Here is a 23,135-nt window from a genome sequence, read left to right on the forward strand (position 1 = left end):
GTTTCCTGTTAATAATATGGCGCCAAGCTTATCACCGGCAAAGCGTTTTATTCCAACGCCAAAGTGTGAGCAAGTATGTAAAACACTGGTACTAGCCGTTGTATTAATAATGTTTGCCAAACGACAGATACACCGCATCAGAGTAATCAGACTCGCCCTGCTCAGCCATGCCTACGCCAAAATACAAAGGCCCCAGCGGCGTATCCCAGCCCAGAAATACACTGCCTGCCCACAACCAATTGGTGGCGTCAGCGCCGCCGGAAGCACCGAACAGATCTTTACGTACCCGGCCGCGTTCCAATGAGGTACCAAAATACAGCGGCGCATTAAAAAATGAGATTTTCTGCTCGGTAAGCCGGTACAGATACACCAGGCTGCCAAACTGGATTTGGCTGCCAAACAGTGAATCAGCCGGATAACCGGACAAATTCAGAAAACCGCCCAGATTAAACTGCTCCAGCGCAAAGCTGTCTTCGTCGGCGTTGTAATGGTCAAAGCGCCAGCGGGTGCGCAGCGTGTGCTGTTGCCAGGTTTTAGCCGCCAACACTTCGGTACTGCTGCTTTTACTGGACACTGCAGTGCCCAGAGCATCATCATTCAGAAAGCGGTAGTTACTGGCCAAACGAATACCGCGGGTGGGAAAGCTGCGGCTGTTCAGCGTATCCCAGATAAACTGCACCTCCGGCCCGTTGCGCTGGTAGCTGACAGTGTCAGTACCAATCTGGCTGGCATACAAACTGGGTAATAAGTATTTGCCGTCGCGCAAGGTCCAGCCCAGTTGCAGACGGGCGTGATCCGATATATTCCAGCCGGTACTTAGCAGCAGGCTGTTTTCTGTGTTTTTCAGCTCACCGGCAGATAACGCCTGCGTATCCTGCAGTGACTGGGTATCTCGGCGGTGGTGGTAACTGGCTTCGGTATAAAAACCGCTGTCTGCCAGCGGCCAGTATAGTTCGGTATGCAGGTATTTATTGCTGCCAAGCGCCAGTTCAGAGTGCCACTCTGCCCCCCAGGGTGACAAATTACTGCGGGTATAACCTGCGGCCAGCTGGTATTGATGGTTATTGCGAAAATCATCTTCAAACATCAGACGGAAGTTCATATATCCCGGCCCCCAGCTTTTCTCTTCGGCCCGCACTGTTAACAGGGTTTCACCGTTATCATCGACGGTAAGCTGCTGGGTAATGCGCTCAAAGGTGTCCAGGCCATACATCTGGCGCAAGCCGCGGCGGATACTGCGCTCGGTATAAAAGTCGCCCGGTTGCAACTCCAGCCGTGCCAGCAACAGCTCGTCACTAAGGCGGGAATCATTTTGCAGGGCAATATTGTCAATTTTAACAGCGGCGGCGTCGGTATGTTCAAACCGGCTGAACCATTCGCGATAGACTTTTTGCGGCTGGCTAAAATCGGCCAGTGCCTGCACAAAGCGGATAGCACTTTGCCGCCCCGACTGCACAGCCTGGGCAATATTGCCAAAATCCAGCATGCTGATATTTACCAGATCCGGTTGCAACAGCAGATCACGCTCGGTCAGCAATTGCATTTGCTGCTGCACCCCGGCCCGCACCAGAAAACTGGTTAGCTGTTCAGTAACGCTAAAGGCAGATTCCATCTGCTCGCGGCGCAACAGTGGCGAATCGATGCTAACAGCAATAATTCGGTCTACCCCCAGTTGCCGCGCCACACTGATTGGCAGGTTGTTTACCACGCCACCATCTACCAGCAACTTACCGTTTAGCTCCAGCGGCCGCACCACACCGGGCAGACTCATTGAAGCCTGAACGGCTTGCACCAGGCTGCCATCGCTGAGAATAACTTCTTCCTGGGTAAGTAAATCTGTTGCCACTGCGCGAAAAGGTACCGGTAAGTCATCAAAATGCTTCAGGTTAGCAAAAGGGCCAAAGGTGCCGTTAAGAATTTCTGCCAGCGCCTGACCGCTTAAAATGCCCTTGGGCAAGCGCACCCCCTCTTCTGATACCCCCAAATCCAGATTTACCGGTAAGTCGTCGCTTTTATGTTTACGCCGCAGCGGCATTTCATCACGGTATACGCGGTCACGAAAGCCATCCGCCCAGGGGGTGTTTTCCAGCCGGGCAGCAATTTCGCTGGCACTATGGCCGCTGGCATACAAACCACCAATAAAGGCGCCAATACTGGTGCCTACTACCAGATCGATCGGTATTTGCTGGCGCTCCAGTTGTTCAATCACCCCCAGATGCGCGCCACCACGGGCGCCGCCGCCGCCCAGCACCAGTGCCACACAAGGCCGCTGCTGCTGCCTGGCTTGCTGGCAAATATCAGCAGCTGTGGCAGCTGGGCTATAAAGTAATGCAATAACCGGCAGTAACAACCCCAGTTGAATGGCTAATCCTGTCTTCATTTAATATCTGTCCGTCTCATTAGCATTACTTTGCTACCAGTTTTTATTTGAGCCTGCTCTGGCTTATTGCTATTGTTAATAAAATTTCCAATTTGGTATCCAGCATTATGCCTTATTCTTGCCTTTTGGCGCCCCTGTTCGTCGTGCTGTTTTGCTAAACCTTATTGTTGTTTTAATAAACATAGTTAAGCCCTGATGACATTCAGCTCTTTACGCACCAAACTAATACTTATTCTGTTGGTATTGTTAAGCCTGCTGGCTACAGCGACCGGGCTGGCTACGCTTAGCGCCATGAAACGCGACAGTGAGTTACAGGCCGGGCATATTCTGAGCGTGGCCAGTAAAGTACTACGTGAAGCACTGAATAACAGAGCTGGCCAGTTAAGCAGCAGCGTGCAAATTCTGGCTACCGATTTTGGCTTTCGCCGTGCTGTTGCCACTGCAGAGCAGGAAACTATAAAATCGGTACTGGCTAACCATGGCAGCCGCATTAATGCCAGCCTTACCTTACTGTTGTCGCCCGACGGTGCTTTGCTGGCCAGCTCGGATACAGCAATTAAAGCCGCCGATATAGCACCGCTGTTTCAACAAACACAGGGCAACAGTACAGCGCCGGTAAACGATATTTTGCATCTGGCTGGCCAACCCTATCAACTGGTATTGGCCCCGGTAAGAGCGCCAGCGTTAATTGCCTGGGTTGGCATGGGTTTTCCGCTTGATAGTACCTTAGCCAAACAGATCCGCGGCATAACTGATCTGGATATCAGCTTTGTGGCCGAGCAGGCGCAAGGTTATCAGTTATATACTTCTACGCTTGATGCAGCTTATCAACAGCAACTACCTGCATTGCTTGATACATTGATAAACGATGCCGGTGTGCCGCATAGCAACACACAGCAAGATTATATCTCGCTGGCGCTGCCGCTGGATCAACAACAGCAGTTATGGGCTGTGCAGCATTTATCTAACCAGCGCTGGCTTAGCAGCTATCAGCAGTTCCGGCATCAGTTGCTGCTTATTTTCAGCGCGGCGTTATCACTTACCTTACTGGCAGGTATTATTTTTGCCCGCAGCATTACCCAGCCACTCAAAGCGCTAAGCTACTATGCCAGACGCATAGGCCAGGGGTTTGACGAAACTATTCCGGTGCGCGGTAAAGACGAAGTAGCGTTGCTGAGCCGCACCCTTAGCGCCATGCAGCATGATATCCGCCAGCGTGAGCAACAATTACAGTTTAATGCCGAGCATGACTCACTGACGGGCTTATATAACCGCAACGCTGTCGAGCGTTTACTGCCAAGCCTGCTGACCAGCAGCGACGGCAGCCTGCTGCAAATTAACATTCAGCAGTTTAAGCATATCAATGACGTACTGGGGTTTAGCAACGGCGATATCTTGTTGCAACAGCTGGCACGGCGGCTACAACTGGGGCCTGAAACGCCGGCAATGCTGGCACGGCTGGGCGGCGATGAGTTTTTACTGGTATACAATACCTTACTAACCGAAGGCCAGGTGCGGGCAAAGCTGGCGGCTTTGGGAGAGGGTTATCAGTTAGCTAACTCTCAAATCAACCTGAAAATTTGTATTGGTATTTATCACTTTTTCCGCCAGCAAAGCAGCGTTAATGACGCCCTGCGCAGAGTCGATATCGCGCTGGACAATGCCCGGCTGGCACCACAACGCACTGCTATTTATCTGCAAGGCCAGGATGAAAGCCACCAGCGAGAGCTGATGCTGATTCGTGACCTGCCTGAGGCGCTGCACAATGGCCAGTTTTACGCTGTATATCAGCCCAAAATTGATCTTGCCTCACAGCAGTGCCACAGTGCTGAAGCATTGATCCGCTGGCAACACCCGAAACTGGGCCCGATTGCCCCGGACGAGTTTATTCGTCTGGCGGAGCATTCCGGCAATATCAGCCTGATTTCTGACTGGATGCTGCAACAGGTCATAGCCCAAACAGCAAAATGGTGGCAGCAAGGGCTACGGCTGCAAATAGCCGTAAATCTGTCGGTACATGATCTGCTAAACCCGGCTTTAGCTGACAATATCAATGCTCAACTGCAGCAATACAAGTTAAGCGCCGCAGCATTAGCGCTGGAAGTTACCGAAAGCGCCATTATGCAGGATGCAGCAACGGTAATAGCGCAGTTGCAGCGTATCCGCAGCCTGGGTATTACGTTGGCGATTGACGATTTTGGCACCGGGCAGTCGTCTTTGGCCTATCTGAAGCAATTGCCGGTGCATGAAATTAAAATTGACCGCGCTTTTGTTAAAGATATTGAACACAACAGCAATGATGCTCTGATTGTTGCCGCAACAACCCAACTGGCGCATAGCCTGGGCTTTGTTGTTACCGCTGAAGGTCTGGAGAATCAGGCCGGGCTGACCAAACTGCAACAATGTGGTTGCGATAAAGTGCAGGGTTATTATTTTTCCCGGCCGCTGCAGGCCGACGCCTTTGCAACCTGGCTACAGCAATATAGCAGCCATCATCCGCACTGGCTTAATGCTCAAACCGTTAAATAATGCTGCATGCTGTTAAACAACGTGGGTATCCGTTTTAACCAGCTTTGCCGTGATCTTGCGGCTTAGCGGTGCAAAAATAAATACCAGCGGAAAAGCACAGGCATGTGCATATAAATAGGCTTTAAGCCAGGCACTGATAAAAGCATCAAACCAACCCAGATTAATAAATGTCAAAATGCCTGACATCAGAAACGCCATAAAGCCAGACATAATAAAAGCAAAAATAAACGGCTGAAAACGCACTGGAAACATGAGCGAGCCACACTATAAGAAAGGTTTTGTTGGTATGCGACTTTAGCATAATTCAGAGCCATAACAGTTTACCGCTCGCCCAAGCGCTGGTATAACGCGCTGGAACAATAACGTCGGCCGCTTTAACAGGACAATATTATGCATAATATGGTTTTTCTCGATACAGACTCTATGGGCGATGCCGACTTATCGCCACTACGCAGCAGCACCACACCCCTGCAGTGTTATCCTTACACCACGCCGCAGCAGGTAGTCAGCCGGTTGCAGCCAGCCAGTATTGCTATCGTTAACAAGGTAGAGCTGACAGCAGAGATGCTGCAGGCCTTACCCGGTTTAAAACTAATTTGCGTAGCCGCCACCGGGGTAAATAATGTCGATGTTGCAGCGGCCCGCCAGCTGGGCATTACCGTCTGCAACGTGCGCGGCTATGCCGACACTGCCGTGCCACAACATGTTTTTGCGCTGTTGCTGCAACTTACCAACAAAGTTCAGCAATACCATCAGGCCGTGCTTCACGGCAAATGGAGCCAGAGTAAACACTTTTGCCTGCTGGATTACCCGGTAACTGAACTGGCAAATAAAAACTTTGTCGTAGTGGGCTATGGCGCTCTGGGCCAGGCCAGTGCTGCACTGGCACAGGCATTTGGTATGCAGCTGATTATTGCCGAACAGCCAGGCGCAGTGTCTTGCCGCCCCGGCAGAGTGTCATTTACCGACGCTCTGGCACAGGCTGATGTAATATCGCTGCACTGCCCGCTGACAACTGCCACTACAAAGCTGTTTAACGCTGAGGTTTTTGCCGCAGTTAAACCTAACGCCCTGCTGATTAATACCGCCCGTGGCGGCCTGATTGATGAGGCCGCACTGCTTGACGCCCTGCAAAACGGTACTTTGGGCGGCGCGGCGCTGGATGTGGTTACACAAGAGCCACCTGCGCCAGACAATATACTGATCCGCACCAATTTACCCAACCTGCTGATTACACCCCATATGGCCTGGGCCAGCGCCGAAGCCCGCCAGCGCATGGTGTTACAACTGGCCGATAACATACAGGCATTTATACAAGGCAGCCCACGGCATCAGGTGTAGCTGCCAGGGTGAAATAAGGCTAAACTGCGATAAAAATAAAAACAGTTATTATTATGCCAATACGTAACGCCCTGCTGTATATAGCTCTGCTATCGCTAGCGCTGCCATCTGCGGCACAGGCTTCTGAGCGCTTACAGTTGCGCCTGAATGAAGCCAGCAGCAATGCCGAACAAGTCAGCAATAAGTTACTGTCGCAGCCAGCGGCGTCTTTCAGTAGTGAAGACTGGCTGGTGCTGGGTTTGACACAGTTGCGGTTGCGTAATAAAGAAGCCGCCATGGACGCCACCGAGCGCGTGCTGCAAAGTTCAGCTCCGGTGTATTTGCAGGCGCAGGCATACTTATTAAAAGCGCAAATTTATGGCATTTTATACCGCGACACTGCCATTGCAATTACCCAACTGGAACGGGCAGAGCTAATACTGCAGGACGAAACCGATCCTTTCAGCCTGCAACTATACAGCGATGTGCTGCAAAATTTCGCTCAGGCTTATAATCAGCTGGGTCATGTGCAAAAAGCCATTCCTTATGCCGAGCGCAGCCTGACACTGGCATTAACCGGACAACAGCCTGAAGCTGAACTAAAAGCCCGCATTATACTGGGCCGGCTGGCGCTGCAGAACAACGCCTATAATCAGGCTTATCAGAATCTTAATCTGGCGCTGCAACTGGCCACAGCACTGCAGGATAACGAAGCGCTGGCTTCCATTCACTTTCGTCTTGGTATGGCGTACCGCAAAATTGAAGACCACAAAAATGCGTTATCTCACTTACTGCAGGCAAAACAGCGCTACCAGCAACTGCAGCAGCATTCCAGCTATACCTATACCCTGTTGTTTATCGGTGAAACCTATCTGGAAGATACTAATACCGCAGAGCAAGCCAGCCAATATCTGAACGAAGCGCTGACACTGGCCAGACAGCAAGATGATTTACTCCGGGTGGGTATGGCCATGCAGGGTCTTGGCCGGCTGGCGGTGTTACAAAAAGAGGATGAGCAGGCACTACAGTATTTTAATGATGCCTTACAGTTATTCCGCCAGCAAAACCTGCAAACATACCTGCATGAGAGCAGCTTAGCCCTGGCCGAGTTATTGTTTCAGCGCCAACAATATGCAGAGGCAAACGCGCTACTGGCAGAGCTGCTACCACATATTCCACAGTTGGCAGCTTACCTGCAATACCGCTACAACGAGCTGGCGTCTAAACTGGCGGCACAACAGGGTAACTGGCAACTGGCCTACACCCGCATGCAGCAAGCCAGTACCCAGCGCTTTGAGCAATTTGCCGAGCAAAATAAACTACAGCTGGATTTAATTAATAACGGCTTAAGCCAGGTTGCAGCGGCCAGCCAGCACCAGACTGAACTGGCACAACTGCAACAGCAATTGCAGCAACAACAGCGCTACAGCCAGTTACTGGCGCTGGCTGTACTGCTGCTGTTTCTGGCAGCGATATCAGCGTTAGTGTGGCGTAAGTGGCGCAAACCTGTAACCCAAAGCACCGTAAGACTGACCTCTGCCGACTGGCACAACTTTTGTCAGCGTACACAACATCAGTCGGCAAAGACCACGCTGCATATCCTGGCGTTTACGCCAGCGGCAATAACAGAGCTAAAATTACAGTTTGGTGAACAACGCTTGCAGCAGGCGGTGCAAACCTTTATGCAACAACTGGATTGTGCGCAGCTAACCGCCAGTTGCGTTAACGACGATGTGCTATGGCTGGCTTTGCATACCGACGACGATACTGCCAAAGCGTTGCAACAACAGCTGGCGGCACAGCTGCAGGCTTTACTGCCGGAGCGTTTTGCCAACCAGGCTTTTATCAGTTTACGCCTGGCATTACCGCAGTTGTCAGATACGCCCTGGCAACTGACAGAACTTAACGCCCTGCCGGAAGCCTTCTGGCTAAGCTGGGCGCTGGCGGCCACTTCGCCACCACAGCAACAACTGTGGTTACTGGCACTGCACGGTAAATCGGCCAGAGCCTGTGAATGGCACAGTAATATGGTACGGCAAGACTTACTCAATGCTATCCGGCTGGGGAGTATTGAACTTAGCTGCAATAACACGCTACTGCCCGCCAGTATTGCCGACGAGCTCACCTGAGCAATTAAGCGGTTATTGCTTTGGTGAACGGTGCAACCTGAGCTCTGGCGGCACACTGAAACTTTGGCTTTTGTGCCGCAACGGGCAGCTAAAGCTAAGCGTAACCGCCTGTAATGCTAAACCAGTGGCATCTTTATTGCCCTGGCCGTATTGCGGATCTCCCATTACCGGATGGCCAACCGCGGCAAAGTGCCGCCGGATCTGATGCTTACGACCACTGATAAGATCAACCTCCAGCCAGCTTTGTTGCGTTAGCGCATCAAACTGCAACAACTGGAAACGGGTAAGGCAAACTTTGTCGTCCAGCGGCAAACTGATTTCGCCCTGCTGCAATAAGCTGTCAGGCAGCGGCCCCTTCACCCGGATAACATATTGTTTGCTGATTTTATGCCCGGCAATCAGCTGGCTAAATGCCGCCGCTGCATTTTTACTATGGGCAACAATAACCACACCACTGGCTTCGCGGTCCAGCCGGTGCAGTAAAAACACCTGGCGCTTTGCGGCAAAATGTTGCTCAACTGCGCGCAGCAGCGCCAGATGGTCGCCCCATTCGTTGCCCTGCGACAACATACCTGCCGGTTTAAACCACACACTGTACTGCTGCTGATCGCTTATTAGCTGTGCCGGCTCACAAGTGCGTTGTAATAGCTCGTCATCATAATGCAGTTGTAATTGCTGACCTGTTTGTAATGCAGTTTGCGCCCGGCGCAGCCGTTTTTGCGGTTTGCCACTTAGCAGCACCGCGCCCTTGGCCATGGCATCTTTCAAACGGCCTTTTGACAGCTCTGGCACACGAAGGCTAAGTAAATCAATTGCATTTATGCTGCCCTCAGCCACTACAGTGCGAACCAGTCTCATTGCTTTACACATCCTTTACGTTGAAGTTCAGCCAAAATTCATCCCGCCAGCCTGTAATAGTAACAAAGCATAAGGAGATACCGTTATGAAAAATATCAGCTTAAGCCTGCTAAGTTGCCTGCTGCTGTGGTTTGCTGCACCAATCGAAGCCAGTAGTGCTGACAGCACTACCACTGAGCGGCGTAGTGAACACAAACCGCTGCTAAAAACCGTGAAAGATACCAGGGTAACGACTCAGGCTTACCAGAGCCATGTCTGGTTTCACAGTGTTGATGTGTTTATCAGCGGCGATCTGAATGACAACGGTTATTACCACAGGTTGGAAGTTGAACTGGATGCCGATACTTCAGTATCGTATCAACAGGTATTTGCTGAATTTACCCTGCTGCCCACCTATGGCGATGAGCGGGTATATTACACCAGCAGTATATTTGAATTGTACGGCCAAAGCCCTGACGACTGGCTGGCAATTGATACCGTGCTGGAAAACCGCTTTGCACCAGACGACTATTTGCTGACTGTCCGTCTGTTTGACGCGGCAACCGGCTACCTGCTGGCAGAGATCTCCGGTTTTGATGACGCAAACCTTGATTACATTCCACTGGAAGATTACAACAGAGACAGCTACATCGGCAGCAGCACAACGGTTGAAGCATCAGGCGGTGCCACTGGTATCTTGTTGCTGCTGGTATTATGCTTATTGTCTGGTCAACGTTATCGGGCATTACGTCAGCGGAGCTAAATGAAATTTATCCTGTTGTTTTTTCTGCTGCTGCCGCCATTACTGGCGGCAGATACGTTACGTTTTTCCCTGCAACAGGATGACGGCCAGGCACATTTTAATTACCGCTTCAGTGTGGCCGGGCAGGCACAGCAACTGAACTTTAGCATCGCACAACCTACGTTAAGCAATCATTTCCGCCAGTTTCGCCGTTTTCAAACCAGCGTTATGCAGCAGTATTTATGGCGGGATCTGCAAATGCATATGGCAAAATACCCAAACGCCCGCCTGATACGCCAGCCAGACAGAAATGCGCTGAGTTATCAGATCGCCAGTGCCGATAACACACTATTGCCACAGCTGCAGCAGGAGCTAAGCCAACTCACTACTGAGCGCAGCCAGTTTTATCTGCAGCAAGCTTATTATTATCAACTGAGCCTGCCCTGGAGCGGGCCTGTTATTGTGCCCGACCACCAGCGGCTGATGCAGGACAGCCTGAAAGACCTGTTGCCGGTAGCCAAAGCCTTGCATGATAAACTGGTTAACACGGCCAGCCGGGATACGGTGGCATACATTAGTAGTTGGTTACAGCAACTGCCCTATCAGGATTTATCTGATCGCCGAAATTCCACCGGCAATACTTTTAGCCCACCGCTAAGAGTGTTGCAGGAGAACCGTGGTGACTGCGACAGTAAAACGGTGTTACTTGCTGCGCTGATCCGTATGCTGTTACCGGATGTAAAACTGGCTATTGTGTACTTACCGCAGCATGCCATGCTGGCAGTACAATTGCCGGTTACCGGCGCTGACGATAAAGCCACCATAGAGGGCAAAGAGTATTTACTGGTAGACCCTACCGGCCCGGCACTGTTCGCCCCCGGTAAGATAAGCCAGGACTATATTATGTATACCCGCAGTGGCCAGTTTGGTTATCGTTTACTCTGAATCCGACTTTTTGCTGTCGTGCAGCTGGTACACCTTATCGAATACCTCTGCCCAGCCTTGTGGAATATGCCGCACTCCATGGGGCTGGCCCGCAGCCAGCCGGTCAATGTGCACAATTAAGCGGCCTACAGCAGACAAGGTGCGTTTTTTATAACGCAATTGTAACGCCACCAACAGCGCCCCCAGCAGCAGCAAATACCCCAGCCAGTGCCAGAAAAATGTCTGCAGCCCGGCTGCAAACACATTGGTTTTAAATTCCAGCACTGCCAGTGACCAGGGAGTACTGCTTAAACGCTGAACCTGCAACATATGCTCATCGGCACGCTGCGGACGTTTTATATTGCCCGCGCCGCCTACCAGCTCGCCAGACTGATCCAGCAACATAAAATCCAGCTGCGGATACTGGCTGTGCACCGGTGCCAGCAAAGAGTCGGTTGCCACTATGTATAAAAAGCTGCCCAGCTTTTTATCCTGATAACTCAGCGGCACCATCATGGCTGCCTGCTGTGGCGAAAAATGCGAATAAAACACTAAGTCGCGTTCAAAGCTTAAAGTTTGCGCGGTGTCCTGTCGCCATTTTAACAATTGCTCGGCCAGGTAATCCGGCCATTTTGAGGCGCCGTTATAAGCAAAACCCTGCTCCGAAAAATAATACAGTCCTTTGACAACCGGCTGCGTTTCACCAGCCAGCTCAAAATAAGGCTGTAAGCGCAACAACATCTGTAGCTCCAGATTAAGCGCCGCATTTTCGCCGTAAAGTGGTAGCTGCTCGGTATCACTCGTGGTAACCGATAACACCGGCAGGCTGTCATCACTTTTTATGGCGGGTAATTGCAGTTTAATCTGTGCATTGCGCCGCAGTGCCTCAGCAAACCCCATCAACGGCAGCAAGGTGCTGTCTAACTGTTGCACTGCATTATCCAGCAGACTTTTGCTATGCACGACTTTGCTGTCAATAGTCAGTAAATAATGCCCGGTGGCGCCCAATAGTGACAGAGCCAGCACCAGCAGCCCCCCCAGCAAGCTACTGCGTTTATATTCGGTGTAGACAGGGTTTTTCATGCAACTCCTTTGCATGTCCGGATGGACCTTAGGGTAATAAGAACAAAAAAAGCCTAGTTGAACTATATAATTAGTCAACCAGGCTTTTCATAAACAACATAACCAGCTTACAAATTAGCTTCGGCAAAAGACGCCAGACGGCTGCGTACCACACCATTTAAGTTAATAGTGGTACTGCCTTCAAAGTTCTTAAATCGTTCAACTATATAAGTTAAGCCTGATGTTACTGCCGTTAAATAGTTACTGTCAATCTGCGATAAATTACCGGAACAAATCAGTTTGGTTCCTTCACCGCAACGGGTAATAATGGTTTTTAATTGTGCTGCGCTTAAATTCTGACATTCATCCAGAATAACGATCGCATTCTGAATACTACGCCCACGCATAAAGTTAACTGACTTGAACTGAATGTTGGCCTTTTCCATAATGTAATTTACGCTGGCATGCGGATGTTCGTCGGTTTTGTGCAGCACTTCCAGCGAATCGGTAATCGCGGCCAGCCAGGGCGCCATTTTCTCTTCCTCTGTGCCGGGTAAAAACCCGATAGACTCGGCAATTTCTGGCGTATTGCGCGTAACAATTACTTTGTCATACATACCTTTTTCTATTACCAGCTCCAGCGCAGCAGCCAGAGCAATTAAGGTTTTACCGCAGCCTGCCGGGCCGGTCAGGATCACTAAATCCATTTGTGGATCCAATAGCGCCTGCATAGCCATGGCCTGATAAATATTTTTCGGGTGAATACCCCAGGCATGACGGTGCATTAAGCGTTCATAACCAAAATCAATGATACGGATCTCTTTATCGGTTATCGCCACCACTTTACCGGCGAAGCCTTCCACTTCATCAATCAGGTATTCATTAAGATAAGCATTAGGCAGCACGCTGCGGCTAACGTAATGATAGGTTTCACGGCCTTCGTTCTCGGTGCGGCACTCGCCTACCTGGCTCCAGAAATCACCGGGGAATTTGTAATAGCCTTTATATAAAAAGCGGACATCATCAATCAGCTGGTCAGTACGATAATCCTCTACCAGTTTTAAACCGGCTCCCTTGGCTTTAAGCCGCATATTGATGTCTTTGGTAACCAGAATTACCTTAGTCGGGCTTTTTTCCCGCTGCAGGTAGAGCGCAGTGTTTATAATTAAGTGATCATTTTCGCCGCCGGGTAAGCCGGGGATTTCATCGGTAATGTGATGATCATTAACAATAAACAAATGGCCGCCCTGCTTTTGTTCACCCTGGCGCGGCATAGCCACACCTTGCAGCATCTGATCCGGCGACGCATCTTTTAACACATCTTCCAGAGCACGAATGGCAACACGGGCGTCACGGCTGACGTCTTTGTTGCGGTCTTTGATATGATCAAGTTCTTCCAGCACCGTCATCGGTATTACAACATCATGTTCTTGGAAGTTAAGGAAGGCAAAAGGTTCGTGTAGCAGGATATTGGTGTCTAGAACGTAGATTTTTTTTTCTTTACTTTTTCTTCGCGCCATACGGGGCTCCTCTTCGCCTGACACTGGTCCTTACCAGTGTCATAAAACAAGCATAGTGCAACTAATAAACTTTGCCTCAGCTTATGCAAAAATTTACTGTAACTTCAGCCACTCTTACTGTGACGTTATGATATGTCAAATAGATGACAAAATACTCTGCGCTATTTAATACGAATACAGATGCAGCAAAGCATGATTCCTAGTACCATAGCGCCCCCGTTTTAGCTGATAGGGTACAAGATGAAGTTTGCTCTGGGACAACGCTGGATTAGTGACACAGAATCCGATTTAGGTTTAGGCACCATAGTCGCGCTGGAAGGCCGCAATGTAACATTGCTGTTTCCCGCCAGCGGAGAAACCCGGCTTTATGCCCAGGCCGAAGCGCCATTAACCCGGGTACAATTTAATATCGGTGACGAAGTCGCCAGCGCTGAAGGTTTTAAACTGCAGATCAGTGCTATCAAACCGTTGCACGACACGCTGGTATATTGCGGCAGCAGGCTGGATGACGGCAGCTACACCGAGCTGCGTGAAACCTTTCTTGATCACTTTATCAGCTTCAACCAACCGCAAGACCGCCTGTTCGCTGGCCAGATTGACCGCTTTGATTGGTTTACCCTACGCTATCAGGCGTGGCAACAGCTGCATTTGCAACAAAAGAACCCGTTACAGGGCTTATCCGGCCCGCGGGTCAGCTTAATTGCGCATCAGCTGCATATTGCCAACGAAGTGGCGCAGCGCCACGCGCCGAGGGTACTGCTGGCTGACGAAGTGGGCCTTGGCAAAACCATTGAAGCCGGTTTTATCATTCACCAGCAAATTATCAGCGGCTTAGCCAGCCGGGTAATGATAGTGGTGCCCGACTCATTGCAGCATCAGTGGCTGGTAGAAATGCTGCGCCGCTTTAATCTGCACTTTGCTGTTTTTGATCAGGAGCGCTGCGAGCAGTCGCTGCTGGATAATCCTAATCCGTTTGATACCGAACAACTGGTACTATGCAGCCTGGCATTTCTGAAAAATCATCCGCGCTGGCATCAGTTAGCCACACAAAGCCAGTGGGATTTATTAGTGGTTGACGAAGCTCACCACCTGCAATGGCATGAACAGGCGCCAAGCGAAGAATATCAGCGCGTAAGTGAGCTGGCAGCCAATACGGCAGGATTAATTCTGCTTACCGCCACGCCTGATCAACTGGGCCATGAAAGCCACTTTGCCCGGCTAAAATTACTCGACCCGGCACGTTTTCACAGCTACAGCGCGTTTTTGCAGGAAGAACAAAGCTATCAGCATATTGCTGTTGTCGCCAAACCACTGTTAACGCAGCGCAACCTGAGCCAGACTGAAGCTCAGGCACTGCAGCAGGTGCTTAATGAAAGCGATATTACTGCTGAACTGGCCTCACTAACCGATGCCAGCAGCGATCCAGAGCAACAAACCACAGCGCGGCAGCAATTACTGGCCCAGTTGCTGGACCGTCACGGCACCGGCCGGATTTTATTCCGCAACAGCCGCGCCAGTGTAAAAGGCTTTCCCAAGCGCCAGGCACGACTTTACCCACTTAGCTTGCCTGAGCAATATCAGAATGCATTAAAAGTGCATTTCAGCCTGAACCCGACACTAACGGAGGCAGAGCGGATTAATGCCAACCTGTTTCCGGAGCAAGTGTTTCAGCAGTTAGATGCGCAAAGCAACTGGTGGCAGTTTGACCCCAGAGTAGAGCAACTGCTGCAATTACTGAAACAACATAAGCACGACAAATTTTTACTGATTTGTGCCCGACCGCAAACCGCTATTGCGCTGGAAGAAGCTGTGCGGGTGCGTGAAGGTATCCGTGCCGCAGTATTTCATGAAGGGATGAGCATACTGGAGCGTGACAAAGCTGCCGCCTATTTTGCCCAGGAAGAATACAGCGCCCAGTTGCTGCTGTGCTCAGAAATAGGTAGTGAAGGGCGTAACTTTCAGTTTGCCCATCATCTGGTGTTGTTTGACCTGCCGCTAAATCCGGATTTACTTGAGCAGCGCATTGGCCGCCTGGACCGTATCGGCCAGCGGGAAGATATTCAGATCCACCTGCCGTATTTTAGCGGCCATGCCCAGCAGGTACTGCTCGATTGGTATCAGCAGGGGCTAAATGCGTTGGAGCATACCTGCCAAACCGGCCGTACAGTGTTTGAGCAGTTTGCACCACAGCTACTGCCGCTGCTGGCAGCACAAACTGCAGACGACAATGCATTGCACCAGCTTATCGCCCAAACCAGTCAGTTTAACCAACAATTAAAACAACAGCTGGAACAAGGCCGGGATCAACTGCTGGAAATAAACTCCGGTGGCGGCGCGGCTGCCAAAACACTGGTAACAGCGCTGGCAGCGCAGGACAACGACACTGCCCTGCCAATGCTAATGTTTAAAGCCTGGGACATGTTGGGTATTAACCAGGAAGACCGCAGCGACACTAGTATTATCCTTACCCAGTCTGAGCATATGCACTGCGCCAGCTATCCGATGCTAAATGATGACGGCATTACCATTACCTTTGATCGCACTACCGCGCTGGCCGAAGAAGATATCCAGTTGCTGAGCTGGGATCACCCGATGGTACGCGGTACGCTGGATATTTTAACCACCGAAATGCATGGCAGCAGCTCAGTGGCGCTACTGGCTAATAAAGCCCTGCCAGTTGGCAGTTATTTGCTGGAGTTTATTTTTATTGTTGAAGCCAGCGCCCCAGCTGCTTTACAGCTTAACCGCTATTTACCGGCAACACCGCTGCGTTTATTGCTGGATAAAAGCGCCAACAACCTGTCGGCTAAAGTCAGCTTCGAGCAGTTAAATAAACAACTGAAACCTGTTGGTCGCCAAACCGGCAGCAAGCTGGCGGGTGCGCTGCAAAGCTTAATTCATCCGTTAATTGCCAATGCCTCTGCGATGGCAGAACAACAATTAGCAGATATTATGCAGGCTGCGCAACAAAGCGCAGAGCAAGCACTGAACGAACAACAGCAGCGCCTTACTGCCTTGCGTAAATACAACCCGTCTGTAAGACAAGACGAAATTGATGCTTTGGCTCAGCAACAACAGCAACTAACACATTACATCAGTAAAGCACGGCTGAAGCTTGATGCCATCCGCCTTATTGTTGTAAGCCACGATTAATTATGTTGCTGGAGTACAAGCCACCGATGTCGCCTTATCTGGATATTTTGTATCAGGATGAGGCGCTGGTGGTGTTTAATAAGCCCAGCGGCTTGCTGACAGTGCCAGGCAAAGCAGCAGAGCACAAAGACAGCCTGGAATACCGCGCACGGTTAGTCTGGCCTGGGGTACGAATAGTACACCGGCTGGATATGGCAACATCAGGTATTGTTGTTATGGCGCTGACAGCCGACAGCCAGCGCGAACTTAACCGCCAGTTTCAACAACGTGAAACTGAAAAGCATTATATTGCGCGCGTTAGTGGGCGGGTTGAAGCTGACAGCGGCAGTATAAACCTGCCGTTAATCTGTGACTGGCCAAACAGGCCAAAGCAAAAAGTCTGCTTTGAACATGGTAAGCCATCATTGACGCATTATCAGGTACTACAGCGTGAAGAGCATTTCAGCCGGCTAAAGTTAACCCCGGTGACCGGTCGCTCGCATCAGTTACGGGTGCACCTGCAATGGCTGCAACACCCTATTCTTGGCGACAAATTTTATGGTGATGCAAAGGGCAGGCTGCAGTTACATGCCGAAAAACTGATATTAACCCACCCCACCACGGGCCTGAAGTTACATTTTGTTACTAAAAGTCCTTTTTAATAAGATATTACTGCATTTATTAACCCGCGGTTCATATAAGTGGTATATCATATGCAAATACAAATAAGATTGTTAGTTAATAGAAATTAATTTCTATCTACAAAAAATCAAAAACCAACGCATAATAACTTAATTGTTAAAAGTGTCAGTGTAGTCTAAGGAGATATGGATGAAACTTAATAAAACTTTTCTGGCTGTAGCAGCAGCTTTACCATTGTTCAGCTTTGCAGTTAATGCAGATACTGTAACGTCAGCTGATCTGAAAGAGCGCGTATTTGGTTCTTTATTCGGTGAGTATTACATGCCGGATACTGACAAAACTGAATCTCCAGATTGGAATTACATGGAGAAAGATTGGGGCTACGGTGTTGAGTTAGGTTATTACCTGACTGAACAGTGGGCTATCCGTGCAGAATATGCCCGCATGGAAATGCAATCAAAGCTGGACGGTTCAGATGTTAACGGTAACCGTTATGGTTTAGATGTAATGTATCATTTGCCACAGTGGTCTTCTGTTTATCTGGTAGGTGGTTTAAAGCGTTTTGATGCGGCTCAAAATACCACAGCATTTAATGTGGGTTTAGGCTACAAACATTTCTTTAATCAAAACTTCGCTTTATACGCTGAAGCTAACCGTTATCAGGGCATTGACGAAACATACGGCGATGCTGGTATCAAACTGGGTATGACTTACGCATTTGGTTCTGCTGCAGCAAAAGCGGCACCAACTCCGGCTCCTGCGCCAGTTGCACCAGTTCAGGCTGCACCAGTAGATTCTGACGGTGACGGCGTGCCAGATACTGCAGACAAGTGTGCAAACACTCCTGCAAACCATAAAGTAGATGCGACCGGTTGTAGCATTTTCGAAGAGAAAATGGCTGCTGTTGGTGATGTAGATATCGAAGTTCGCTTCGCATTCGATTCTGCCGCTATTCCAGCAAACCAGATTTCTGATGTAGAAGGCTTGGGTGCATTTATGCAACGTTTCCCAGAGTCGACAGTGATGATTGAAGGCCACGCTTCCAGCATCGGTCAGGACGATTACAACATGCGTTTATCTGAGCGTCGTGCTAAATCTGTCGCCGATATGCTGAAAAGCAAATTTAACATTGCGCCTTCACGTATTACGTCAGTAGGCTACGGTGAAACCAGACCACGCGTTGAAGGTAATACACCTGCTGCACATGCCGCTAACCAGCGCATTGAAGCTAAAGTAACGGCAACGATTAAAGAGCCAGTACTGCGTTAATTTAAATTTTTCATAAAAAAAGCCGCTGTAAATCAGCGGCTTTTTTATTTTGTCGCCCACTTAGTAAAAAACAGGCTGCACCTTGTAAAAAAGCTGTGCTAGCATGTCGCCGTGCGCTGGTGATGCCACAGTGATATGACAGCCAGTCTGTCTTTATTGCCTAAAAGCGGCAACAGGGAGTGAAGTACCGCTTTTTCTGGTCTGGAGTCTGTTATGTCAAAGTATTATCGGCCAATTCGTTTGTGGTGTTGTGTCAGTATCTTCAGCTGTTTTGCCACATTTGCGGAACAAGCTCCTGTTATTGTTAACCTGATGGAAAACTCGCACGTCTGCAATTCAGAGACAGAAACTGCCCGGCTGGCAGAGAATGAACAACTGCAGGAAATGGCCCGGGCGCTGGTAGAGTTTAAAGCAACAAAATTCTGTTTTATTCTGCCCTCAGCAGCGGCCGTGCAGGTACTGGAACAGCATGCGACTTATATAAAGTTCGACTATAAATCGCAAATTCTTTATACCTTCGCCAAATATGTACAGGTTCAAACTCACACCCTCGCGCAGGAACCAACCTACTAACAAGAGTAAAGCTGTTAAAGAGTTGTCACGAACAGCCGATAACGGATTATTCGCCGCAAATAAGATCAGGCTATGCCTTACCTACTTTTTGGACTACTGATTGCAATGTTTGGCGTGGCAGCTAGCGGCTATGCCAGTATAATAACACCCGAGCAGGCCTTTACAGCAGATTTAAACCGCCAGTTACCCGCTTATGAGCGGACAGAGCAAACAGTAAATGGCAGCACTTTTTTATTGCTGCAACGTGAGAGCATGACCAGCTTTACCAAAGGTACTGCAATATTAGTTCCCGACTGGTCACAGCATGCTGCAAGCCCGAAACATATTGATCATTTGCGCCAGCAACTAACGGACTATGGCTGGCACACATTGGCACTTATGCCCCCTTCTTACCCTGAGCACCCACTGACTGAAGACAGCCTGCAACAGTATCAGCTTAGCCTGAAAGACAGAATGGAAGCGGTGCAACGTACTGCTGAGCAACAACCTGGTGTTAGTATAGTGATAGCCCAGGGCAGTAGCGCTGCGGTACTCAATCGTTTGTATGCCGACAAACAACTGCAAGAACCTGCCGCATTTATTATGCTTGGAGCCTACTTGCCTGATCCCGAACTGAACCGGCAGTTGGCCAAAGCTATGGCCTCTCACCAGATCCCGACTCTGGATATTAATCATCAATACGACAACGACTATGTCAGCAGCCAGTTAAAACTGCGCCAGCAACTGGCAAAAAAGCAGCTCAAAGCCATTTACCGCCAACGCCAGATTGTCGGTTCAGGCTATCACAACGATGAGCAAGAATGGGTATTGCAGGAAATATATGGTTGGCTTACATCAGTCGGCTTATAGTTTATTGCGGTTTCGTTGTTGCTTGATCAATTCATAAGCCGCCTGAATATCCTGCGTTCTGCGTTTTGCTACTTCCAGCATATCTGCTGGCACCCCCTGAGCCATTAGCTTATCCGGATGGTGTTGTGCCATGAGCTTGCGGTAGGCTTTCTTTAATACAGCATCACTGGCTGACTCAGCTACATCAAGCACCTTATAGGCATCTGCCAGGCTGTGCCTTGTGCTGTTGGCAGGTTGATTACGTCCGGCAAAACGGCTCTGCGCCTGAAATGCCATAATTAATGCATCCAGCTGCACACTGCTAAAGTTTAAATGTCCGGCAACCTGTTGCAGTAAAGCATATTGCTCTGCGGTCATCTGGCCGTTAACACAGGCTGTGTTAATCTGAATTTCGACAAAAAGTTGTAACACATCCCGGCGGCGCCGGTACGCCTGATAAAAACTGTTTAGCTGCGGTTGCAATGGAAAACTCACCGCCTTACCGTCACGAAATGCAGCCTGAGCTTCTTTTTGTTGTGCTGGTGTTAAACCAAGCTGATTCATAAACTGCGTGGCCTGGCTGATATGAGCAGACGTCACAACTCCAGTGGCTTTAGCAACGTGCCCCATAGTCGAAAAAGTGGTATAGCGAAATAATGCCTGTTCGTCGAGATTGTCGTTAAACAGCCCGCTAAAGCCGCCATTTCTCTCAAATTGCTGTTTAAAAGCACGATCAAACCAATGGCCAATAATCACGCCAATCAACAGGCCGGGCAGTTTCAGTAATGCCAAACCAAACAAGGCCCCGAGAATTTTACCCCACACAATCAAACCCTTTTGTCACAACGAGATTATCGACTGATTGCACTATATCGGATTAGCAGGATTTCTAAAATTGATTTATCATAGCAAGTCCTTTGCACACCTGATAATGTTAACCTTTACGTAAGGCAAGAGTAGCTGCATGAAGCATGGTTTAGCGCTGTTTTTTTTCGTTCCGGTTGGTGCTGCCTGCTTTGACAGCCATGCTCAGACTTCGCAAGCGGCTATGTGTTATTTGCCAGTCCAGCCCCCGGTAGCATTTAACCAGCTAAATGCGAAGGACCCGGCAATCCGCATTAGTTCTGAAAATGTCAATTTATCCGGTAATCAAACTGCTGAATTTATTGGCAATGTTGAAATAAGTTATCGTGATACCTTGTTAATTGCCCCCAAAGCGAATTTTAGTAGCAGCCAACAGACGGTGTTAGCTGCAGGGGGTATCGAGTACTTTAACAGTTCCATTCAGGTAAGCGGCTCAGAATTTAGCGCCGATCTTATTAATGATAAAGCCAGCCTTAATGATGCCAACTACCGGTTTTTAGAACAGGCTGGCCGCGGCTATGCTGCTGAGCTTACTGCAACAGAGCAGGTGCTGACATTAGACAGCGCATTATTTACTACCTGCCCGGTTGACGATAACAGCTGGGCATTGCATGCCAGCGAGATCCGCATTGAAGAAAGTGAAGGCTGGGGCGAAGCCCGCAATGCTGTGTTTAAAATTAAAGATATTCCGGTATTTTATTTGCCTTATCTGACCTTCCCGGTCAACGAGAACAGACGTAGCGGCCTTTTACTACCCAAAATCAGTAACTCGCAGCGCTTAGGTTTGGATCTTGAGCAGCCGTATTATATTAATCTGGCTGAAAACTATGATATGACTCTGACACCGCGTTATATGAGTAAACGCGGCACTCAGCTCAAATCAGAGTTTCGTTATCTGACCGAGCAACACCGCGGTAATTTACAGCTGGAATATTTACACTCTGACAATGACAAGCCATCAGATTTTGGCAGCCGTTATCTGGGACACATTAGCCATTTAAGCGATTTTACATCAGAGATCAGAGGCTACATTGACTTTACCGACGTCAGCGACGATGCCTATTTAACCGAACTGGGCTCAGACTACAGCAACCAAAGCGATACCCAGTTGCTGCGTCAGGCCGCGTTAAGTTATTACGGTACTCAGGTGCATTCGCAGCTTAAAGTGCAGGGCTTTGAGGTGCTGGGTAACTATAGTAACGCTTACAGTACCTTACCCGAACTTAGCCTGAGTTCAGCCAAGCCTTACAGCCTGTTACCCAATGTTAATTTTAACTGGCAGGCGCAATACGCTCATTTTGAAAACAGTACAGCGCAAATAAGCAATGCCGATCGCCTGCATATCGAGCCTGGTATTGAAATTCCGTTTATCACACCGGCACTGGAGCTTACGGCTCAAGCCAGTCTGATGTATACCTATTATCAGCAAGACTTTGATGATAACAACATCGATTACATCAGCAGCAACGTCACCCGCACCATACCTAAGGTACGTTTGCATTCCCGCGTAAATTTTGAGCGCGAATACGAATGGTTTGGTGAACCGGCACTGCATACCTTTGAACCACAGATCCAGTATCTGTATATCCCCTACCGCGATCAGAGTAATATCGGCTTATATGACACTACCCGTCTGCAGGATGACTACTACGGCTTATTCCGGGAAAACCGCTATTCTGGCCTGGATCGGATTAACGAAGCAAACCAGCTTACAGTAGGCTGGACTACCCGTTTCTACGATAATATCGATAACGAGTTGTTTCGTTTTAGTCTGGGCCAGATTTTCTTTCTGTCAGATCCCAAACCTCAACCTGACAAAACAGAAACCGTTGACGATCTGACATCAACAGAATCTATGCTGGCTGCAGAGATGATTTGGCACTGGTTCAGTAAATGGTATTTCAGTACGGCCGTGCAGTACGATATAGACAGCGATCAGTTAATCAAAAGCAATGCCTCGCTGGATTACCGTGGCAGTGGTAAAAGCCTGTTCCAGTTGAACCATAGATACAGTCGGGCAGTCTCAGGTCAGGAAATCCAACAAATGGGCGTGTTGGGAACTATGCCAGTAAGTGACAACTGGCAACTGGTGGGTACTTACTATCGGGATGTGACAAATAATCGTATGATAGACGCCAGTTTTGGTGTGCAATACGAATCATGTTGCTGGGCCGTGCGTTTAGTTGCACGACGTCAGGTACTGACCGATCTTGAACTACCGGTTGATGCTATTAATGGCACCAGCAGGCTGGATAGCAGCATTGGATTACAATTCGTCCTTAAAGGCTTTGGTGACAGTGCAGGCTTCGGTGTAACCGACATGCTGTCTAACGGTATTTTCAGTTACCGCAAGCCATACTTATTAACTAATTGATGTAGGAATT

At 49.3% G+C, this 23,135-nt stretch carries 17 protein-coding genes; 11 read left to right on the top strand and 6 right to left on the bottom strand.

Annotated features, from left to right (window positions below):
* Window positions 1-103 precede the first annotated feature (103 nt).
* Entirely contained in the window at window positions 104-2,380 is a 2,277-nt protein-coding gene (locus tag AR688_RS12010) for a patatin-like phospholipase family protein (RefSeq protein ID WP_068233781.1), read from the bottom strand.
* A gap of 195 nt (window positions 2,381-2,575) precedes the next feature.
* Between AR688_RS12010 and AR688_RS12015 the strand changes: the two genes are divergently transcribed.
* A complete protein-coding gene (locus AR688_RS12015; RefSeq protein WP_068233782.1) occupies window positions 2,576-4,909 on the top strand; it encodes a putative bifunctional diguanylate cyclase/phosphodiesterase in 2,334 nt (777 codons plus the stop codon).
* A gap of 12 nt (window positions 4,910-4,921) precedes the next feature.
* On the opposite strand, the gene AR688_RS12020 is transcribed toward AR688_RS12015, so the two are convergent.
* On the bottom strand, window positions 4,922-5,161 hold the full coding sequence (locus AR688_RS12020) for a DUF2798 domain-containing protein (RefSeq protein ID WP_068233783.1): 240 nt from the start codon (window positions 5,159-5,161) through the stop codon (window positions 4,922-4,924).
* Window positions 5,162-5,299: 138 nt separating this feature from the next.
* On the opposite strand from AR688_RS12020, the gene AR688_RS12025 reads away from it, so the two are divergent.
* A complete protein-coding gene (locus AR688_RS12025; protein ID WP_068233787.1) occupies window positions 5,300-6,250 on the top strand; it encodes a D-2-hydroxyacid dehydrogenase in 951 nt (316 codons plus the stop codon).
* 53 nt (window positions 6,251-6,303) lie between these two features.
* A complete protein-coding gene (locus AR688_RS12030; protein ID WP_068233790.1) occupies window positions 6,304-8,358 on the top strand; it encodes a tetratricopeptide repeat protein in 2,055 nt (684 codons plus the stop codon).
* 12 nt (window positions 8,359-8,370) lie between these two features.
* Here the strand turns inward: AR688_RS12030 and AR688_RS12035 are convergent, their stop codons facing one another.
* Window positions 8,371-9,216, bottom strand: coding sequence for an RluA family pseudouridine synthase (locus AR688_RS12035; protein ID WP_068233796.1), 846 nt, complete (start codon window positions 9,214-9,216; stop codon window positions 8,371-8,373).
* Window positions 9,217-9,301: 85 nt separating this feature from the next.
* On the opposite strand from AR688_RS12035, the gene AR688_RS12040 reads away from it, so the two are divergent.
* Window positions 9,302-9,958, top strand: coding sequence for a choice-of-anchor H family protein (locus AR688_RS12040; protein WP_068233798.1), 657 nt, complete (start codon window positions 9,302-9,304; stop codon window positions 9,956-9,958).
* A complete protein-coding gene (locus AR688_RS12045; protein ID WP_068233802.1) occupies window positions 9,959-10,882 on the top strand; it encodes a hypothetical protein in 924 nt (307 codons plus the stop codon).
* On the opposite strand, the gene AR688_RS12050 is transcribed toward AR688_RS12045, so the two are convergent.
* Together AR688_RS12050 and AR688_RS12055 are read right to left on the bottom strand one after the other, a co-directional pair.
* A complete protein-coding gene (locus AR688_RS12050) occupies window positions 10,874-11,944 on the bottom strand; it encodes a hypothetical protein (protein ID WP_068233806.1) in 1,071 nt (356 codons plus the stop codon). The two genes, AR688_RS12045 and AR688_RS12050, sit on opposite strands and share 9 nt — an antisense overlap.
* Before the next feature lie 107 nt (window positions 11,945-12,051).
* A complete protein-coding gene (locus AR688_RS12055) occupies window positions 12,052-13,443 on the bottom strand; it encodes a PhoH family protein (RefSeq protein WP_068233810.1) in 1,392 nt (463 codons plus the stop codon).
* A gap of 240 nt (window positions 13,444-13,683) precedes the next feature.
* On the opposite strand from AR688_RS12055, the gene rapA reads away from it, so the two are divergent.
* From rapA to AR688_RS12080, 5 genes are all read left to right on the top strand, one after another.
* Window positions 13,684-16,596, top strand: a complete 2,913-nt coding sequence (rapA, locus tag AR688_RS12060) for an RNA polymerase-associated protein RapA (protein WP_068233811.1) — start codon at window positions 13,684-13,686, stop codon at window positions 16,594-16,596.
* A 26-nt stretch (window positions 16,597-16,622) separates the two neighbouring features.
* Window positions 16,623-17,237: a pseudouridine synthase gene (locus AR688_RS12065; protein ID WP_442965998.1), complete on the top strand. Its 615-nt coding sequence runs from the start codon at window positions 16,623-16,625 to the stop codon at window positions 17,235-17,237.
* Between the two features lie 169 nt (window positions 17,238-17,406).
* Window positions 17,407-18,486: an OmpA family protein gene (locus AR688_RS12070; protein WP_068233817.1), complete on the top strand. Its 1,080-nt coding sequence runs from the start codon at window positions 17,407-17,409 to the stop codon at window positions 18,484-18,486.
* 213 nt (window positions 18,487-18,699) lie between these two features.
* Entirely contained in the window at window positions 18,700-19,059 is a 360-nt protein-coding gene (locus AR688_RS12075) for a hypothetical protein (protein ID WP_068233819.1), read from the top strand.
* Between the two features lie 72 nt (window positions 19,060-19,131).
* Window positions 19,132-19,908 carry a DUF3530 family protein gene (locus tag AR688_RS12080; protein ID WP_068233821.1) on the top strand — a complete coding sequence of 259 codons (777 nt, stop codon included), beginning with the start codon at window positions 19,132-19,134 and terminating at the stop codon, window positions 19,906-19,908.
* On the opposite strand, the gene djlA is transcribed toward AR688_RS12080, so the two are convergent.
* A complete protein-coding gene (gene djlA, locus AR688_RS12085) occupies window positions 19,903-20,712 on the bottom strand; it encodes a co-chaperone DjlA (RefSeq protein ID WP_068233824.1) in 810 nt (269 codons plus the stop codon). The genes AR688_RS12080 and djlA overlap by 6 nt on opposite strands.
* A gap of 139 nt (window positions 20,713-20,851) precedes the next feature.
* On the opposite strand from djlA, the gene lptD reads away from it, so the two are divergent.
* Window positions 20,852-23,125, top strand: a complete 2,274-nt coding sequence (gene lptD, locus AR688_RS12090) for an LPS assembly protein LptD (RefSeq protein ID WP_068233827.1) — start codon at window positions 20,852-20,854, stop codon at window positions 23,123-23,125.
* The last annotated feature ends 10 nt before the right edge of the window (window positions 23,126-23,135 follow it).

This window comes from Rheinheimera sp. EpRS3 (genome assembly GCF_001513785.1).
Lineage (GTDB): Bacteria > Pseudomonadota > Gammaproteobacteria > Enterobacterales > Alteromonadaceae > Alishewanella.

Bases quoted from the DNA above. Each gene is read 5' to 3' on its own strand.
- AR688_RS12065 (WP_442965998.1), top strand. From the start codon at position 16,623: ATGTCGCCTTATCTGGATATTTTGTATCAGGATGAGGCGCTGGTGGTG.
- AR688_RS12050 (WP_068233806.1), bottom strand. From the start codon at position 11,944: ATGAAAAACCCTGTCTACACCGAATATAAACGCAGTAGCTTGCTGGGG.
- AR688_RS12070 (WP_068233817.1), top strand. From the start codon at position 17,407: ATGAAACTTAATAAAACTTTTCTGGCTGTAGCAGCAGCTTTACCATTG.
- AR688_RS12030 (WP_068233790.1), top strand. From the start codon at position 6,304: ATGCCAATACGTAACGCCCTGCTGTATATAGCTCTGCTATCGCTAGCG.
- rapA (WP_068233811.1), top strand. From the start codon at position 13,684: ATGAAGTTTGCTCTGGGACAACGCTGGATTAGTGACACAGAATCCGAT.
- lptD (WP_068233827.1), top strand. From the start codon at position 20,852: ATGAAGCATGGTTTAGCGCTGTTTTTTTTCGTTCCGGTTGGTGCTGCC.
- AR688_RS12010 (WP_068233781.1), bottom strand. From the start codon at position 2,380: ATGAAGACAGGATTAGCCATTCAACTGGGGTTGTTACTGCCGGTTATT.
- AR688_RS12075 (WP_068233819.1), top strand. From the start codon at position 18,700: ATGTCAAAGTATTATCGGCCAATTCGTTTGTGGTGTTGTGTCAGTATC.
- AR688_RS12015 (WP_068233782.1), top strand. From the start codon at position 2,576: ATGACATTCAGCTCTTTACGCACCAAACTAATACTTATTCTGTTGGTA.
- AR688_RS12040 (WP_068233798.1), top strand. From the start codon at position 9,302: ATGAAAAATATCAGCTTAAGCCTGCTAAGTTGCCTGCTGCTGTGGTTT.
- AR688_RS12025 (WP_068233787.1), top strand. From the start codon at position 5,300: ATGCATAATATGGTTTTTCTCGATACAGACTCTATGGGCGATGCCGAC.
- AR688_RS12035 (WP_068233796.1), bottom strand. From the start codon at position 9,216: ATGAGACTGGTTCGCACTGTAGTGGCTGAGGGCAGCATAAATGCAATT.
- AR688_RS12080 (WP_068233821.1), top strand. From the start codon at position 19,132: ATGCCTTACCTACTTTTTGGACTACTGATTGCAATGTTTGGCGTGGCA.
- AR688_RS12055 (WP_068233810.1), bottom strand. From the start codon at position 13,443: ATGGCGCGAAGAAAAAGTAAAGAAAAAAAAATCTACGTTCTAGACACC.
- AR688_RS12045 (WP_068233802.1), top strand. From the start codon at position 9,959: ATGAAATTTATCCTGTTGTTTTTTCTGCTGCTGCCGCCATTACTGGCG.
- AR688_RS12020 (WP_068233783.1), bottom strand. From the start codon at position 5,161: ATGTTTCCAGTGCGTTTTCAGCCGTTTATTTTTGCTTTTATTATGTCT.